This window comes from Nostoc sp. DSM 114161 (genome assembly GCF_052692665.1).
The window spans coordinates 3,940,988-3,958,780 of record NZ_CP195141.1; the positions used below are offsets into that span (position 1 = coordinate 3,940,988).

The following is a 17,793-nucleotide window of genomic DNA, read 5'->3' on the forward strand; positions in this document are numbered from 1 at the left end:
ATTTAAAATTCACGCATTAAGAAACTACGGCAGAATCTAGCAGAATATTTCCTACTTTTGTGCTGATAAGAGAGCGTTAATTGCGATTAAACAATCACAAAATTATTGTTGGTTAATAACAAACCAGCAGATAGTTGGGCAAATTGTACCTTGATAGACTCATTACCACTACCATCTTGGTCAAAGAACAATGCACCTGAAGTCGAGTTATAAATAAATCTCTGAGTGCTAGTGTTTGCAGATGTACCGATGGTAAATTGACTAGCTTTGAGTACACCTGGTGATAATCCGCCACCAAAATTAACAGCCGATACCTGAATCACTTCATTAGTAGCATTGAAATCATAAATGCGATCGCTACCTTCAGTGTAAGTATTAAAAGCAAAGGTATCAATCCCAGCTCCTCCATAAAGGCTATTATTACCTCTGCCGCCTGTGAGAATATCATCACCAGCAGCACCGTTGAGAGTGTTATTGCCGTCTGAATCAGCAATCAAGCTATCATTTCCTGCACCACCAATAATGGTATCATTGCCGCTAAAACCTGTGCTGAGCGTATCATTGCCATTGCTTCCTACAATCTTGTCATTGTAGCCTGTACCTGCGATATCTAATCTTTCGATATTCTTGTAACTAACCTGATTCGTACCTGTCGTAATTGAGCCAGTATTAGTAGTAGCATTGTATGTCGAAGTGATTCCGGCAGTATAATAACCATAATTGACAGACAACAAATCGTTACCCTTACCCCCATCTATCGTATCTTTGCCGCCAAAACCAGTGCTGAGGGCATCATTGCCATTGCTCCCTACAATGTTGTCATTGTATTCTGTACCTGCGATATTTAATCTTTCGATATTCTTATAGCTAACCCGATACGTGCCTGCTGTAATTGAGCCAGTAATTGAGCCAGTATTAGTAGTAGCATTGAACGTCGAAGTGATTCCGGCAGTAGGATAGACATCATAATAGCTATAGTTATAATTGACAGACAACAAATCGTCACCCTTACCCCCATCTATCGTATCTTTGCCACCCTTGCCGACAGAGAGCGTATCGTTGCCATTGCTCCCTACAATGTTGTCATCGTAGGCTGTATCTGCGATATTTAATTGTTCGATATTCTTATAGCTAACCCGATACTTGCCCCCTGTCATTTCTCCAATATTAGTAGTGGCATTGAATGTCGTTTTGATTCCGCCTGTAGCATTCCTGTAATCAACAGATAAGAAATCGTCACCAATACCACCATCTATCGTTTGAGTTTCTAAATAAGAAGAGGAAGTCTCACCAAATGAAGGACTTACATAGAATGAATCATTGCCATCGCCACCAGAGAGTAAGTTACTGCCTGTTGAAATCTCAGCACGCAATGTATCGTTACCAGCACCACCGTTGAGGGTGTTATTACCTGAAGTTGGATCGTAAATATCTATACTACTGGTTGGGATAACATAGCCAGAGACGGAGAGATAATCATTGTCATCGCCACCAGAGAGTAGGTTATTGCCTGTTGAATACTCAGCAAGCAATGTATCATTACCACTACCACCGTTGAGGATGTTATTGCCTGGGGAGCTAAAGCTATAGTACGATCTATAACTATCAATGCCAGAACTTGAAAGATAATCATTGCCATCCTCTCCATAAAGGAATTTATTGCCTTCTGGAGACTCAGCAAGTAAAGTATCGTCACCAGCGCCACCCTTGAGGGTGTTATTGCCTGAGGAACCAGTCAATTCGGACTCGCCGAAAATAGTAAAGAAAGAGGCATTAAGAATATCCTTACCATCGCCCCCAAAGAGTAAGTTATTGCCTTTTGAACCTAGAGCATACAATGTATCGTCACCAGCACCACCGTTGAGGGTGTTATTGCCCGTTGAAAAGTTAACACTCAAGTAATCATCACCAACACCACCGATGAGGCTGTTATTGCCAGAGACATAATAATACTTAAAGCCTTCAAATTCTGCATAGTAGCCAGAGGCATGAAGCGTGTCATTGCCAGCCCCACCAATGAGGGTATTATTGCCCAGACCACCCCGCAACAAGTCATCGCCACTTAAGCCATTGATGAGGTCATTACCTCCTTGACCATCGATCGTATCATTTGAGTTATCTAAACCCGTAATATTATTGTCCAAGTCGTTAAGGAAGGTCACCGTGTTTTTGATGCCAATGCTCGTATCAGTGGAGTTAGCATCAAGAACATTAAAACTGTCAACAATGGTAGTTTCCCCATCAAACAAGATATTACCAATTGCTGGTCTGCTACCAGAAGCTTTGAGGTTATCCAAGTCTTCTAGTTTAAAGTTTTGCAGGATGACTTTCGTGTACCTCCAGCCAAATCCCTGTTCAAACGTGATTTCGAGATTTGCACCATTCTGAGTCAGCAGCAGATTTCGCGCAGTTAAATCAGAGCCAGAGAATTTGATAGTATCAACTTCAGCAATAACTCCGGCTGTAGGGTTTGTGCCTTTACCGACGCCACCGAAATCAGTGATAATACTAATATCATCATAGCTAGAATTGTAAACGAATGTATCCTTGCCGCCCCCACCAGTCAGGGTGTCGTTGCCGCCCTCACCAGACAGGCTGTCGTTGCCGCTCCCACCAATCAGGCTATCGCTGTCGATCCCACCAATCAGGGTATCGTTGCCGTCCCCACCAATCAGGAGAGTGTTTTCGCCACCTCCACTAAACAGGCTGTCGTTGCCGCTCCCACCAATCAGGGTGTCCTTGCCGTAATCCCCTATGATGGTATCGTTGCCATTTCTACCATCAATTGTGTCGGCGTCGGTAGTACCATTTAGGGTATCATTTGCGTTGGTTCCGATGATATTTGCCATAACTTTTCCTTCCTGAATCGATGTTTGAAATAATTTCAGATCTCAAGTCTTAGGGCTGTTTTAGAACACAAATAATTTGCCAAAAATTGAGGCTTTTGGCATACTTAAGTCCCACCATTGGTGGTTACAAATTGTTAGTGAATATTCTCCTTTTGATTGACTTGCAAGGATTACTTATCCAAGTATTTCGAGCTATCTAAGTCTTAGGCACTGTACAAATCGATCGGGTGTGGATTTAGAAAAAAGTAGTCTGAAGTTGGGTGATTTCAATCATTCTTCTCTGTCCTATAGGCAAATATTTACCATAGACATCACTGAAAAAGAGTTGAAAAAATCAAACTTGAATGTCTCAAGACGAGATCCATAATTTAGTTATTTTGTCAATGCGTAAGTCTTACTAGTTTCTAGCCAAGATTTGACAGGCGCAGAAGCACTCTTTATGCCTTGAGTGTGGGCGATCGCTTTTGGCTATCTAATTAAAAAAATAGGAAACATCTAATATAAGCCAACAATAACTGACTACCAAAAATTTGGTTAAATGTCTATATCTTCACAAAAATCTTTGCATAGTTTTCATATTATTTACTGGTATCTGTATAAAAAATACTAATTTTTAAGTAAGCGGTGTATAAATTTTATAAGATATGCAATACACAATAAAGTATAAGAATTTTAGTTAAATATTATACATTATTTACTGAAGTTGCATTGAAAGCGCCATTAGCCAATTTAGTACTCGCTTTTGCAACACCAGATTTTAAATTTTCGATGAATAAATAATTCAAAATCTCAAATTTGCTGGCTCGCAAACAAGCTCATAAAATTGTGGCAAAATAATTCATGTATAATCTTTTAATTCCAATTTATTAATTAATTTATCACATCCATTTTTTATCTAATTTGCAATGATGAAGCGATGGCTGTCCGACAGCATTTTCCTGAACAAAATTATTAAAAATGCTAGCTGGTTGCTAGGAGGTCGAGTCATGACAGGACTCACCAGCCTGGTGTATTTAAGTGTGGTTACCCGTCACCTTGGCGTTACGGGTTTCGGTACGCTGGTTCTCATCCAAACTTATATTCAGATAGTAATAGATTTAACCACTTTTCAATCTTCTCAAGCGGTGATTCGTTACGGGGCTATTTGTCTCGAAGGAAACGATAAAGTAGCTTTGCAACAGCTATTAAAGTTTACCACCTTGCTGGATTTGCTAGGAGTGCTGATTGGTTTAGCGATCGCAGTTGTGATTGCTCCCCACATTGGTTTTTATGTGGGATGGGATGAAACCTTAATTACTCAAGTCCAGTGGTGTAGTTTGATTATTCTTTTTACTAGCACAGCAACACCCAGAGGCTTGTTACAACTTTGCGATCGCTATGATTTATTAGCCTTACAAATTACCATTCCTACCTTTATTTCCATGTTTGCAGCCCTCATCGCTGTAACCCTGAATGCTCCTTTATGGGGATATCTTTTAGTCTGGTTCATTGCACAGGGATGTGGAGGGTTAGCGTTGTTCGTGCTTGGTTGGAAAGAAGCCGCAAAACGAGGAATGCTCAAGAATATGAATTGGACTGGAATCGACTTGAGCGAACACCATCGCGGCTTATTGCAGTTTTGCATCGTCTCTAACTTTGATTCTTCCCTACCAACAATGATGAGACAAGCTAGTCCTTTAGCGGTGGGAATTTTCGCCACTCCCGCAGCCGCAGGATTATTCCAGGTAAGCTATGAATTGTCTACTCCCCTCAAGGATTTAGCTTTGATTTTGAATCAATCTGTATATCCAGAACTGGCTCGCTTAGATGTTCAACAAAAGTCGCGCTCGTTTGTGGCTTTGCTGTTAAAATCAAGTGCGATCGCCACAGCAATCGGCGTGCTAATCTTGATTGTCATCGTTTGCGCGGGTGAAATTTTCTTGAAATATTTCTTTGGCGATGAATTTATTTCTGCTTACAGTATTTTATTGCTTTTAGTAACAGCAGAAGTCTTCACGATGGCAAATTCCGCTTTAGAACCTGCCTTTTATGCAATTGGCAAACCGAGTTTTCCTTTGAGAATAAATGCGATCGCTATTTTGGGAGTTTATTTCCCATTGCTGTTGATTTTAACTAAATCCTTTGGCATCCTCGGTACTGGAATAGCAACCTTATCTTCCACAGCTTTAATCTTGATTCTCAGTAGCGTCCTAATTTCGCGCCAACTGCGTCAAAAATTACGAACATACACCAGAATTCAGAATTCACAAGTCAAAATCGGCAAGTAAAACAGGCTTGATCAAGGAAGGCAGGAGGCAGAAGGGAATTTTGATTTATGATACTATTTCAGTTTAAATTTGATACAAATACCTTGGTAGGGGCTTTACAGTTGCCATTGGTGTCAACTTAACGTGAAACCCTGATAGAAAGCTGATGAGCGAGTTCTACTCATTTACCATCAAGATCCGCGTTACCCCACCCCGATTTTGTCTAAAGCCAAAATCGCCCCTCCCCTTAGCAAGGGGAGGGGTTGGGGGTGGGGTAAAACGATTGTGGGGCAACAGTTTGAGCTTAAGTTGACACCAATGTACAGTTGTGTGCCCCTACCGTGTGGTCTATTCAACTGCAAATTGCTGTAAGTTGACACCAATGGAGGGCAGGGGGCTTCCTTCAAGTCAAAGGCAAACAGGTGCTGAAACAAGTTCTACCTGGCTGCGACTTAAACGACAAGGTACCGTAGTGACGATTCTCTACAATCCGCCGGACGGTTTCTAAACCCAATCCCGAACCATGTCCTACTGCTTTGGTGGTGAAGAAAGGTTCAAAAATGCGTGTTTGAATTTCAGGTGGAATTCCACTGCCAGAGTCAACGATCTCAATGTGAGCAAAGCGATCGCAATGGCTAGTTGTAATTTCTAACAATCCCTTCCCATCCATTGCATCGATAGCGTTGTCAATTAAGTTCGTCCACACCTGATTTAATTCGCTGCCATAGGCAAGGATTTTCGGAAGGTTGCGATCGTAGTTGCGCTGCACTTGCACGCCGCACTTGAGTTTATGAACGAATAATCGTAAGGTATCTTCTAAGCCTTGATGTATATCTATTTCTTGCTGAGTGCCTTGGTCGAGGTAAGTATAAGACTTCATCGCTTGTACGAGTTCGGAAATCCTCTCGGCTCCTCGCAAACCATGTTTAATCATCGACATGACTTCAAAGGAGAGCGATAACCAGTGCAATCCCATTTCTCGCAATTCCGTGTTGTCGTTGCGCCAACGTTCCATAAGCTGGTCTAAGGTTTCGACCTCAACACCACCTTCTGCTAAAGGTTCTGCTAATTTCCATGCCTGCTTGACTCCATAGTCTTCTAACCAATCGAGTAAGACGGCTTCGCGATCGCTTAGTGTCACCGGATCTAGCTGATTATTTAAAATCGCATCATAGCCGCGATCGCGTACCCTCAACCAGTGTTGAGTATGCGCTTCGTCAACATTGCGTTGTCCGTAAACTAAGTTCATTCGTTGTAGTTCCAGGATGGCGGCTGGCATTTCCCCAAAAGTCCGAACTAGCGCTGCCGCTGGGTTGTTGAGTTCGTGAGCTAAACCGGCGGCAAGGGTTCCTAAAGCTGCCATCTTTTCTCGCCCGCGAATGAAAGACTCTAGCCCCCGCACCCGACTTTGCATAATCCGGAAGACCATACGCTCGAAATCACGACATTCATGCAGCAGTTTGCGAAAGTCTTCTCCCTTTAGTCTATATAAGTTGCAAGTTGTCAAGGCCCGCATTGTTACAGGTGCAGGTTCGCCTGTAAGTACTGGAATTTCACCGAAAAACGATGGGGCTTCGTGTTGGCCGACGGGAATTTCAATTCCTTCACTGCGGCGGGTGACGTTAACTTTCCCTCTGACTAAGATAAATAAGCCACATCCAGGTTCTCCCTCATGGGCCAAGATATCTCCGGGAGCAAGTTCAAGTGTTTGAGCGCGATCGCAAACCCACTGCAATCGCTCTTTGGGAAGCTGTTGAAACGGCTCTAAGTCGATCAATTCCTCAACACATAACATTAGCGAACCTCCTGGTAATACCGTTTTACTTTAAGGTTGATACATTTAGGCAAGCAGGGGAGCAGGGGAGCAGAGGAGCAGGGGAGCAGGGGAGCAGAGGGGAAAGAATTTGTATCAGGATTTTAGTGAAATGGTATAACCATTCGTAATTAAGCGAACAAGGCAGTCCCAATAAAACAAGTTTCATTGGGACTGCCTTCTGCCTCCTGCCTCCTGCCTTCTGCCTTTCTTACTAAACATTGCTCAGGTAACGGTGAACGAATTGAATAGCAATGGAACCTTCTCCCACACCGGATGCCACGCGTTTGATTGAGCCGTAGCGGACATCTCCCGCTGCGAAGATACCAGGAGTGCTGGTTTCTAATAAGAAAGGAGAACGTTCTAAATACCAACCTGGGGGAGATTTGCCATTGTGCATTAAGTCTGGGCCGGTGAGAATAAAGCCTTGGGCATCGCGTTGAATAATGCCATCGAGCCAATCTGTTTTGGGGCTAGCACCGATAAAAATAAACAGCGATCGCGCTAACACGGTTTCAATTTCTCCAGTCTTGGCATGGGCGATGGTAATTGCTTCTAAATGTTCTTCTCCCTTGACTTCTACAACACTACAATTCGTACAAACTTGGATATTTTCAGTAGCGGCAATTTGGTCAATCAAGTATTGGGACATACTCGATGATAGTGACTCTCCCCGCACCAACATAATCACTTTGCAGGCATACTTAGAAAAGTGCATGGCAGCCTGTCCCGCCGAATTCGCCCCGCCTACCAGGTAAACCTCTTCATTGGTACAGGCGATGGCCTCAGTCATGGCAGCACCGTAGTAAATTCCTGCGCCTGTAAGCTTTTCGGCTCCTGGCACATTTAGCCAGCGGTAGGAAACACCGGTTGCAACTAAAAGTGCATGGCAACTAATCTCGCTACCATCTGCCAATTGCAGAACCCGATAAGGATTTTCCAGTCTAACGCCAGTTACTACTTGAGGTGTGAGAATCTCTACCCCAAATCGCCGCGCTTGAGTAACTCCCCGCCTTGCCAAATCGCTGCCACTCAAGCCTACAGGAAATCCTAAATAGTTCTCAATCCGCGAACTCGTACCCGCTTGCCCTCCTGGGGCTTCGCGTTCAATTAAAACAGTACTCAATCCTTCAGAAGCGCCATAGACGGCCGCTGCGAGTCCAGCAGGGCCGCCACCCACAATCGCCAAGTCATAAAAGGGGCGTTCTGCCTGAGTTTGCAGTCCAATTTTAGCGGCAATCTCTAAGTTAGATGGTTGGATTAATCGAGAACCATCTGGAAATAGCACCAAGGGCAATTGCTGTCTGCCATCAGTTTGTGCGTATTCCACCAGTTTTGCGGCATCTTGTTGCAGTTCAATATCTAACCATTGGTATGGAATCTGGTTGCGCGCCAAGAAGTCTTTCACTTGATGAGAAAAAGGCGACCAGCGATTTCCAATGACTCGAATGCCTTCAAAGGGTGGGTGGAATCCAGCTTGCCAGTCATCTAGCAAATCATTTAAAACCGGATATAGCCTTTCTTCTGGCGGATTCCAAGGCTTGAGTAAGTAATAATCAAGTTTGGCACTGTTAATTGACTTGATAGCGGCATCTGTATCTGCATACGCCGTTAACAGGGTACGTTTTGCATCGGGAAAAATACCTTTTGCTCGTTCGAGGAACTCCACACCCCCCATTTGGGGCATACGTTGATCCACCAAGAATAAAGCAACTGGTTCATTCCGTAATTTGAGTTGCTGTACCACATCCAGAGCTGTAATCCCGGAATCTGCTCTGACAATACGGAAGCGATCGCCATACTGATGCCGCAAGTCCCGTGACACTGCTTGTAAAACTTCTGGATCGTCATCAACGGTTAAAATTACAGGTTTTGCCATAACTACTGTTACTCAACAATTGCAGTGCTTGGCCGTTGTCTTCGATAAATCTGTTTTCCAAGGTAACAGAGAACGGCCAACAGGGAATAGTTCAATATCCCATATTTCAAAGCAGGGGATTTAGGAACTTGCAGATAATAAACGATCCCAAATTATTTGTACACTTCTAGGGGCGCACAGCTAGCTGTGCATCCCTAAATTTAGTTGCTCGCAGACACAATATTCCGGGTTGTTCTGACCGCTGTTGCCTGTTTTCTCAACCCCATTCCCTGGCCTCAGGGCTTATACCAATTCTGTATGAAGATGCGTTTAATTTTTTTAGCGTAGACGCGCAGCGGCTTGCCGCAGGCTACCGCCAAGAGCGCCAAGGTAAGAGTTTGAGAGAGTTTGGTGCAACTTCACAAAGAAACGGTATTGGTTAAAAGATTTACTCTTTAACCAGTTGCTTTAAACGAAAGTATGCCTCTTCTGGTGTTAAGGGTTCGGATTGACTTTCATTAGGTATGTAAAATACCCAGGTATCGCGAAAGTAATGCACGACAAAGCTGGGAATCAAACCTAAGTTGAGCGCTTGCTTTCCGAGTTTTTCAGTTTGTTCCTCTAAACTCAGTTGATCGTGAAATGAATGTTCAGCCATATTTTTTCATCTCCCTACACTTTAGTTTGACCCTAGAAGAACCTTCAACACGAGCATCACACGAATCATCTATAGGTGGTTTACTATCCACCATGTTCGAGAATAAGCTTGAGAATATTTTGAGAGCAGACCTAAATAATTTCAAATCTGCTTTCGTAGAAAATCATAAAACTATTTTAGTCTGTGGTGTTAACCTGAGATTTAATTGGATAGCAAAGTAGGGTAAAAAATGTCCAATTGTCATTGCGGAAGCGATCGCCCTATTTACTCGATCGAAAAACCTCTGGTTTTACTACGCAAAACCGTCCCTCTCCGAGTTGGAGCTACGGTATACACACAAGTCTCTTGACCTACACCTTTGTTGCATTGGCTTGCACCTTTGTTGCATCGACCTGCACCTTTGTTGCATCGACTTGCACCTTTGTTGCATCGGCTTGCACCTTTGTTGCATCGGCTTGCACCTTCGTTGCATCGGGTTGCACCTTCGTTGCATCGGCTTGCACCTTTGTTGCATCGACTTGCACCTTTGTTGCATCGAAAAGCAAAAACTAACCTTCTCTGTCTTACACAACAAGTTTTTTAAACTTGTGCGTACATGGTAGCCGACTCGGAGAGAAACAGAGTTTAACTTTAGTTCAAGGCAGGGAGAGGTTCGTCGAACTCACTCACGTTAAAAAGGGAACTTATAACCCTCTTTTACCCCCTTAAAAAGGGGGTCGCGGCAGGCGGGGGGATCTTCACCGAATCCTATTGCCCTTATTCCCAGAGAAGCACTGAAGGTAAATCATTGCTAGCTAACCGTAAAAACTCGTAGCCGATTCCCGCTGTACCCCTAAATAAACTGGGATGGAATACTGAACCAGGTAAATTAACGAACATTTGGTATGCTCCAGTTCGTCTGGCTTTAGCCACGACATTTGTAGCATTCTGGAGGGCAATTTGACGCCAATCAGAGCGCGAGTAGCGTTGCGCCCCGACTAACAGCGTTTCAATTCGACCTAAATTGCCACAGCACAAATGGTCGCTGGCTTCTAATCCGTAGTTCTGGGTGGTTTGCAGCGCAATTTCAATTTCGCCTTCGATTCCGGGAATTTCTCCAAGTCTGACGCAGCCTAAACGCGCCAAGCCAATCCCCGGCGCACCGTGACACCAGACAACCGGAAAGCTTGGCGGCTGATTGGGTTCTAAGCTGCGAAAGTCAGGCCAGTTCGCATTGGATTCGCTAAAGACGCTGCGCTCATATTCGATGCCTTCCATTGCTGCTTCGTAATAAGCTTGATTTTGAGTCACACTGTAGAGTTGCAGCAAAGCATAGGCGATTCCTGCTGCTCCGTGGGAGAACCCAGTTAAGGGCTTTTCGCTGACGGTTTGCCAAGCTTTGGGAGCATTTTCGTAGCTGATTCGATGCTTGAGCAAATGCTCTCCACAGGCGATCGCTTTTTCTAAAACGGTTGCATTCTCTGTTACTCTATGCAAAGACAACAACCCAAGAATGGCTCCAGCCGCTCCACTCATAATATCTAGCTTTTTATCCGCAGCAATCAACTCTGGTGTCATTAACTCTGCTAATGCTTGAGCATCTGCCAACAGTGTCTCATCCTTGAGGAATTGGCTCACCTTCACCAAGCTATAGATTAACGAACCCAAACCTGTTGCGCCACCGATACCCATGAGCCGAGCCATTAATTGCCGAGATTCTAAGTTGGCGGTTTGGATTTGCCGACGTAGGGGTTGCAATGCCTTTAATGCCAAATCACCGAAACGTGAATTATTACTTACCTGGCTGAGTGCGGCGAGAAACAAGGCGACTCCGCAGCGCCCATCGTAGAGATTGTAGCCCAAAACTTGCAATCGGAATCGCTCTGCTTCATGCACGTAACCTAAGCCAATCCAGTTGACACTGCCATCGGGATCTGGTATTGCTGTTGTTTCTAAGTTAGCAGCGATCGCACTGGCTTCGGCAATTAATTCTGCCGAACTCAGCAAGGGTAATGATTCGGCGTTCCATTGCGGACTTCCTTGGCTGGGAGTTTGCGCTACCTTAGCATGGAATGAGCCTTGAATAATCGCCGTTTGTCGAGCTAGATCGATTTCATCCATCGCCTGCAACTGATTCAAGGCGTGCTGATAACTAGGTTGCTGAAAGTATTGCCCAATAGATAAATCGCTGCTTACCCTCAAGTCATCACTAGCAGCATTCGCCGTGAAAAACGGAATATCCAATTGTTCCATTGCCCGCAGTTCTGCATTCAAAATCGGCAAAGCATTGGGTTTTTCTTGAGCAACTAGAAAGGCACGACTCAGGCGATCCAATTCGATGCTATAGTCTGCACCGTGTTTGAGATAATCGGGTGATAAAGTTTTTTGCAAGATGGCACTGTAGATGCGAGTGTTGCGGAAGACAAAGCGGACTTCCTGATTCTGCATCGCGGTTAACGGACTTCCATCAACCAGTAATACGTCCTTATGCATCATCAAAAAGCGATACATCACCTCGAATCCGGCAGTAATTTGTGCTTGATAATCGCTGGCAGATAAGGCAATCTCACCCAAGCGCGGCACATTTTTTCCCACGGACATGGTGACAGACTCGGAGTGCAGATACATATCGTCGGTATTGATGCGCTCCCATTTGGGTACTTTCTGACTAGCTTTTTGAGAATCTGTACTACCTAATCCGCTAACATCATAGGCAATGCGGCGATCGCTACTAAAGTCCCAACGCGGTAACAAGCCAGTCCGTAGCACAGATGCCCAGAATTGCTGTTCTGCGGCTGTCTCAAATGTAGCATCTGGTGAATTTTCTATCAAATTAGCTTCATGGTGCAGCAATGTTTCCATATCCACTAACACCAGATGTTCGCCACTGGCAATTAAATTTTCGTGGTGGCAATCTGTTCCCCGCAAAGCGTAAAGCACGCACAACAACATCCCAGCACGCTGATAAAAACGTTCTACAGCGGCTTCATCATTACAAGGCTGATGTGTAACATATTCTACCCAACCGTAATTATTTCGGTTCAGCACCTGGATGACTTTGAAATCTAAAAGCTGACTGTGTTGATTGCACCAGTCTAAAAATTGGTTATAAGCAACTTCCAGCCCTAAATCTTTTGGTTTATAAACAAGTTTTAGCCCAGACTCAAATGTAAGCAAAATAACTGTCCGCCCGCGCTTGTGTGGATCGGAAAGTGAAGTTTTAATTTCAATAACTTTGCCTAAATTATCACTTTTAAAGCTAAAAGTTCGCTTTATTTCTGCTTTGTCTTTAGCCAAACGCTGAATAAATTCGCCTGCTGACTCTACCCAAAAGTTGACTGCTGTTGCTACTAAGCGACCGAGAACGGGATATTTATTAAATAGAGTTAAAAATCCATCTTCTAAGAGTCGATCGACAAACTTATTATAGTGAGTTTTATTATTGCTATTTTCTGTTGCTAGTCCTAGCAAGTTGAATAAATTGTTACCAAATGGGCGAACTTGAGAAAATTCAAAATTCAGCGTTTTAGTACAAATTCCTGCCAATCGCTGTAGCAAACTGCGTTCTAATTCACTGTAGGCAGCTTTTGAAAGGACTGATAAAGGTAAGCTATCCTCAGTTAGTTCCCTAGAACCAAGTTGAGTTAAAAGCTGCTGTCTGGCAACTGCGATCGCAGGCAGCAAGATATCTTCAAAGGGAATCGGATATTCTGGATTGATTGGCAAATCTATTTCCAGTGCAGGCACAAATTCCTTTGCCGTTTCCATAATCTGTTGCAAAGTTTCCGCCCATGTCGGCAATGGTGCTTGCACATTCCAACCGATGCTTCCCAGGCGAGGACGAATGGTAGCCAGGTCTAAGCTTTCCCACTGCAAGCGTTTATGTAAAGTGTTCCAGTCACCTACGATTTGATTCCAGCGATCGAGCCGACGCTGAATTTCTTGTTCGTTAACCGAATCAATGTCAATGACAAATCTTTCTGTATCAAGGCGTTCCCAAAGAAAGCTAGCGTTGGCAACGATAGTCGTGAAATTTGCTATAGATGAAGGGACATCTGATTTAGCTATAACTGGATTTTTCATAATGCTGGCTCGACAATAAGAGAGCAGGGGAGGCAGGGGAGGCAGGGGGAGCAGGGGGAGAGAAAAAAGCTTAACTGAAACGGTATTGCCCCCTACACCCAAGTTCAACGAAGAATGTTGTTAGCTAAGTCCTGAAATATCAGCAAAGACCATTTCCCCCCGGACAATCAGTACAACATGACGCGTGGCCATGACCGGTGTCAATCAACCCTCCACTAACGCCGAGTAATTCTTCCTCGCTCAGTTCGCCGAATTCTACAGAGGTTAGTTCTGTCAGTACTTGAGACAAGCTTTCTACCGTGAAGTTATAACCCTTTTGTGCACCAGCGATCGCTAGTAGTTTGATAGCTTCTGCTTGGTTAGCTGCTGCTTGTACTTGCTGTTGTAGTTGTGCGTTTTGCAGCAATTCTTTGATTTGGTGTAACATAATTATCTTCTCATTTTTACTTTACTTAATTAATTTGCAGAGATTTTTTACTTGTGTTATGCGTTGTTCTCTGCATTTCTAAAATTTTTGCCTAAATCTTCAAATTAGGACTTACGCACTGAAGGCTGAAACCTCGATCCCCCTAGCCCCCCTTAAAAAGAGGGGGGAATTTCTAAAGCTACGCCACTTGCTACAAGTCTCTTAACCGCAAGGGCGCAGTGGCTCCCCTTTTTAGGGGGTTGGGGGATCTGAGTGCATAAGTCCTGCAAATATCAACATTGACCATTTCCCTTAGGACAATCAGTGCAACATGACATGTGACCGTGGCCGGTGTCAGCCATCATGCCTCCGCTAACGCTGAGTAATTCTTCCTCGCTCAGTTCGTTGGAGTCCACATAGGTCAACTGTGCAAGCATTTGAGACAAGCTTTCTACCGTGAAGTTATAACCCTTTTCTGCACTGGCGATCGCTAGTAGTTTGATGGCTTCTGCTTGGTTAGATGCTGCTTGTACTTGCTGTTGTAGTTGTGCGTTTTGCAGCAATTCTTTGATTTGGTGTAACATAATTACCTTCTCCCTTTTACTTTACTTAATTAATTGGCAGAGATTTTTTACTTGTGTTATGCGTTGTTCTCTGCATCTCTAAAATTTTTGCCTAAGTCTTCAAATATCAACATTGACCATTTCCCTTAGGACAATCAGTGCAACATGACATGTGACCGTGGCCGGTGTCAGCCATCATGCCTCCGCTAACGCTGAGTAATTCTTCCTCGCTCAGTTCGTTGGAGTCCACATAGGTCAACTGTGCAAGCATTTGAGACAAGCTTTCTACCGTGAAGTTATAACCCTTTTCTGCACTGGCGATCGCTAATAGTTTGATGGCTTCTGCTTGGTTCGCTGCTGCTTGTACTTGCTGTTGTAGTTGTGCGTTTTGTAGTAATTCTTTAATTTGTTGTAACATAACCATATCCTCTGTTTTGTTTGGCTCAATGCAGAGATTTGACGCTTGTTCTGTGCGGTGTTCTCTGCTCTTATGATTTAAATTTAGAGAGTAATAGGGGAAAACTAGGGGAGATAACTACAGCTAGAGAAAAATATTTTGGCACGAAGTAAAAGCTAGCCAAATCCACATCTGGCAAGCTTTCTGTTAATAAGTAGCCCTGCAAAATTAAATTTATTGCTGGAGAGAGGGAGGCAGGGAAGAAAAAAACTCTCTTGAGTCTAGAAAGTTGGAATAATTTATTTTTTGAAGTCCCATTAACACGGGTAGATACAGTACTTTAATTTATGAGAAATTTGCTATATATCTATTAAAATCAAGTACAGGCTATTGATAGCGATCGCACCACCTAAGCTGTTAAGCACCTAATTTGCACATTTAGACAGCAGGGGAGCAGGGGAGAAGGATTGAAGCTTTTTCTCCAAAATCAACAATATGCAAGTTAAATGCGTATTAGCTTATCTCCTAAAACAAGTCACACTGCTAACCCAAGTCTCTGCAACTTTGCAAAACATCCTTGCAGCCTACAACAAATCGTCAACCAATTAAATATGCTGTTATTTGCCCGATCAAAATCTGAGTATCCTAACTCAGAACACTAGCAAAACAAAGATATTCAGCCAATTGGTGTTTATTTATACTATTTCAATTTTTCGTAGTCGTTATACTCATGACTTAGGTTCTACCTGGGAATTAGGAAGTGGCTTTGCCACTTCTTTTTATTTATATCGCAGCCCAGCAGAAAATAAATTAAAAGTTAAAACTAATTTGTTTCAACTTTTAATTTTTATTTAGCTCTTCAGCAATTCGTCACTAAATGAAGTAAAATTTATGATTCTGAAACCCAGAAATCAAACTTTTTTCCCTCCTGAATTCTGAATTCTGACTCGTGAATTCTGATATCAGTCATTACTCATACTATCTCGCCATCTTTCGCGCTTGGCCTTGCTTTCATCATCGCGCGATCGGGTTTCTTCCCAAGTTCCCCACATTCGAGACTGCTGTTTTTCAACATGATTGATGAACTGCATAATTGAACGATCTGCCTTAATTGGGGTCTTCAAATCAAACTGAATAGTTTGGACAACTTTGATGTCACCCATGAGAAAGAACTTACCTGCAATCTTAGTCAACCACAGCACAACTCGATTGCATAACCAACCAAAAATACCCTTACGTTTTTTAACCATCAACAGAATTTGACCTTCAGCTTTTCCCCCTTCATGAAGGCGCGTAGCAAACATCATGTGAACGTGGAGAAAATCAGGGCCAACTGTCACAATATTAATCGTACCGTACCAATAGCAAATACTGTAAGTAATGTTATTTTTGTAGAAAAGACGGATGAGCTTGATGAAAAATGAGTTTTCTTTGATGGGTGCAATGTTGTTGAAGATAATTGCATTTTCGTTTATTTGCTGTCTTTCAAAGACAACTTCTACAGGTAATTTATGAACTGTATTCAGATGTTGAGCATCAATGGCATTAATCATCACCACATTAGGATGGCAATTCATTAAAAAGTGAGAATGGATAGCAACATCGCACTCTTTTTGTTCTAACTCTGGAACAAAAGGTAGAGGTTGTTGTGGTATTTCTCCAGTCCAAACCCAAATCATCCCGTATTTCTCAGCAGTTGGCCAAGATTGTAACTTCAAAGAAACCGGCGTATCTAAACACGGGATATCAATACACATACCTTCGCCATCAAACTTCCAGTGATGGAAAAAGCAACGTAATGCATTCCCTTCAACTTTGCCTTCAGCAAGGTGAGCGCCCATGTGCGGACAGTAGGCATCAAAAGTTACTACTCTTTTATCTTTCCCCCGATAAATCACTAGCTCTCTACCCAAAATTGTGATAGGCTTTACTTCACCTACCCGCAGATTTATAGAAGGTATTACCCAATACCATCCTTCAATAAAACGCTCTGAATTATTAAAATTTTTAGGTTTACGGGTTGGATTAAAAGTCTGGGAATTGAGATTCATTTTTATAGTTTCACTTACAGTGAAGCGTTCGATCTACAAGTAACATGGCAACTATAAATAAACAGTTACTTTCAGTACTAGGACAATTAATTAGCCAATAAATTGAAATGAACTTTAGAATATTACAGTAAAAAATGTTAAAATTGTAGCAAATATATCAAAACTTAAATAAGCTAGCATAGACTCAGAATAAATCTTTTAAAAATTACAACCAGTAAAATTTCGGGCTAAATAAAATTTTCAGCTATTGAACCAACATTTTGCTATATCAAGTTTCATTAAAAAGACAATATTGGGGTGCAGCAATGTTAACTACAAACTGCTAAATTATTTTTAATTTAATATTTAAATTATGTAATAATAATCACAAAAAAGGGGGGATCTACCGTGTTAGCTCAGGATAACAAACTGCTTTTAATTGGCCAGGTAACTAACTTAAGTAAAATTTCCATTAGGACAATCCGTTATTACGAAAGTTTAGGTTTAATCAAATCATCTAGGCGAACAGGAGGAGGCTTTCGCCAGTTTTCTTCAGATGTATTGACTCGTCTAGCTTTCATTAAAAGGGCACAAAACTTTGGTCTAAGCTTAGAAGAGATTAGAGATATTCTTCAAATCTATGACCAAGGGCAAGTACCTTGTGGTGAGATTCAAGAAAAGCTAGAAGAGAAGCTTTTGCAAATCGATCGCCAGATCGATCAGTTATTAACCTTACGCTCGGAAATCAAAGGATTACTATCAGGCTGGAAGAATATGGAAGATCGGCAGGAGGATACAATTTGTCCCAACATGCAAAATACTAAGTAGGTCGGTGTTGAAAATTGTCGTTATGACAAGGTAGGAGGTAGGAGACAGTGAGAGTGCCCTAAACAAAAACCTGCACCAAATCA

General features: G+C 42.7%; 12 protein-coding genes. 2 read left to right on the forward strand and 10 right to left on the reverse strand.

The features are described from left to right. Nucleotides 1-86: 86 nt before the first annotated feature. Nucleotides 87-2,849 (reverse strand): beta strand repeat-containing protein, encoded by a 2,763-nt coding sequence (locus NSTC745_RS17115; RefSeq protein ID WP_445638203.1) that lies wholly within the window; start codon nucleotides 2,847-2,849, stop codon nucleotides 87-89. A 908-nt stretch (nucleotides 2,850-3,757) separates the two neighbouring features. Between NSTC745_RS17115 and NSTC745_RS17120 the strand changes: the two genes are divergently transcribed. Continuing rightward, nucleotides 3,758-5,116, forward strand: coding sequence for a lipopolysaccharide biosynthesis protein (locus NSTC745_RS17120; protein ID WP_445638631.1), 1,359 nt, complete (start codon nucleotides 3,758-3,760; stop codon nucleotides 5,114-5,116). A 382-nt stretch (nucleotides 5,117-5,498) separates the two neighbouring features. Here the strand turns inward: NSTC745_RS17120 and NSTC745_RS17125 are convergent, their stop codons facing one another. From NSTC745_RS17125 to NSTC745_RS17165, 9 genes are all read right to left on the reverse strand, one after another. Then, on the reverse strand, nucleotides 5,499-6,890 hold the full coding sequence (locus NSTC745_RS17125; protein WP_445638204.1) for an ATP-binding protein: 1,392 nt from the start codon (nucleotides 6,888-6,890) through the stop codon (nucleotides 5,499-5,501). 232 nt (nucleotides 6,891-7,122) lie between these two features. Beyond that, the gene (locus NSTC745_RS17130; RefSeq protein ID WP_445638205.1) at nucleotides 7,123-8,787 is read right to left on the reverse strand and encodes an FAD-dependent oxidoreductase; all 1,665 of its coding nucleotides are present in this window, start codon (nucleotides 8,785-8,787) and stop codon (nucleotides 7,123-7,125) included. A 427-nt stretch (nucleotides 8,788-9,214) separates the two neighbouring features. After that, nucleotides 9,215-9,424: a hypothetical protein gene (locus NSTC745_RS17135; RefSeq protein ID WP_445638206.1), complete on the reverse strand. Its 210-nt coding sequence runs from the start codon at nucleotides 9,422-9,424 to the stop codon at nucleotides 9,215-9,217. Between the two features lie 350 nt (nucleotides 9,425-9,774). After that, nucleotides 9,775-9,969, reverse strand: a complete 195-nt coding sequence (locus NSTC745_RS17140; RefSeq protein ID WP_445638207.1) for a hypothetical protein — start codon at nucleotides 9,967-9,969, stop codon at nucleotides 9,775-9,777. Between the two features lie 211 nt (nucleotides 9,970-10,180). Beyond that, complete coding sequence (locus tag NSTC745_RS17145; RefSeq protein ID WP_445638208.1) at nucleotides 10,181-13,486, reverse strand: type 2 lanthipeptide synthetase LanM family protein; 3,306 nt, start codon at nucleotides 13,484-13,486, stop codon at nucleotides 10,181-10,183. A 139-nt stretch (nucleotides 13,487-13,625) separates the two neighbouring features. Then, complete coding sequence (locus NSTC745_RS17150) at nucleotides 13,626-13,913, reverse strand: Nif11-like leader peptide family natural product precursor (RefSeq protein WP_445638209.1); 288 nt, start codon at nucleotides 13,911-13,913, stop codon at nucleotides 13,626-13,628. 272 nt (nucleotides 13,914-14,185) lie between these two features. After that, a complete protein-coding gene (locus tag NSTC745_RS17155) occupies nucleotides 14,186-14,476 on the reverse strand; it encodes a Nif11-like leader peptide family RiPP precursor (RefSeq protein WP_445638210.1) in 291 nt (96 codons plus the stop codon). 106 nt (nucleotides 14,477-14,582) lie between these two features. Next, nucleotides 14,583-14,873: a Nif11-like leader peptide family RiPP precursor gene (locus tag NSTC745_RS17160; protein ID WP_445638211.1), complete on the reverse strand. Its 291-nt coding sequence runs from the start codon at nucleotides 14,871-14,873 to the stop codon at nucleotides 14,583-14,585. Between the two features lie 941 nt (nucleotides 14,874-15,814). After that, nucleotides 15,815-16,903: an aromatic ring-hydroxylating dioxygenase subunit alpha gene (locus NSTC745_RS17165; protein ID WP_445638212.1), complete on the reverse strand. Its 1,089-nt coding sequence runs from the start codon at nucleotides 16,901-16,903 to the stop codon at nucleotides 15,815-15,817. Between the two features lie 387 nt (nucleotides 16,904-17,290). Here NSTC745_RS17165 and NSTC745_RS17170 point away from each other — a divergent pair, with 387 nt between their 5' ends. Next, a complete protein-coding gene (locus NSTC745_RS17170; RefSeq protein ID WP_096539039.1) occupies nucleotides 17,291-17,710 on the forward strand; it encodes a heavy metal-responsive transcriptional regulator in 420 nt (139 codons plus the stop codon). Nucleotides 17,711-17,793 lie beyond the last annotated feature (83 nt).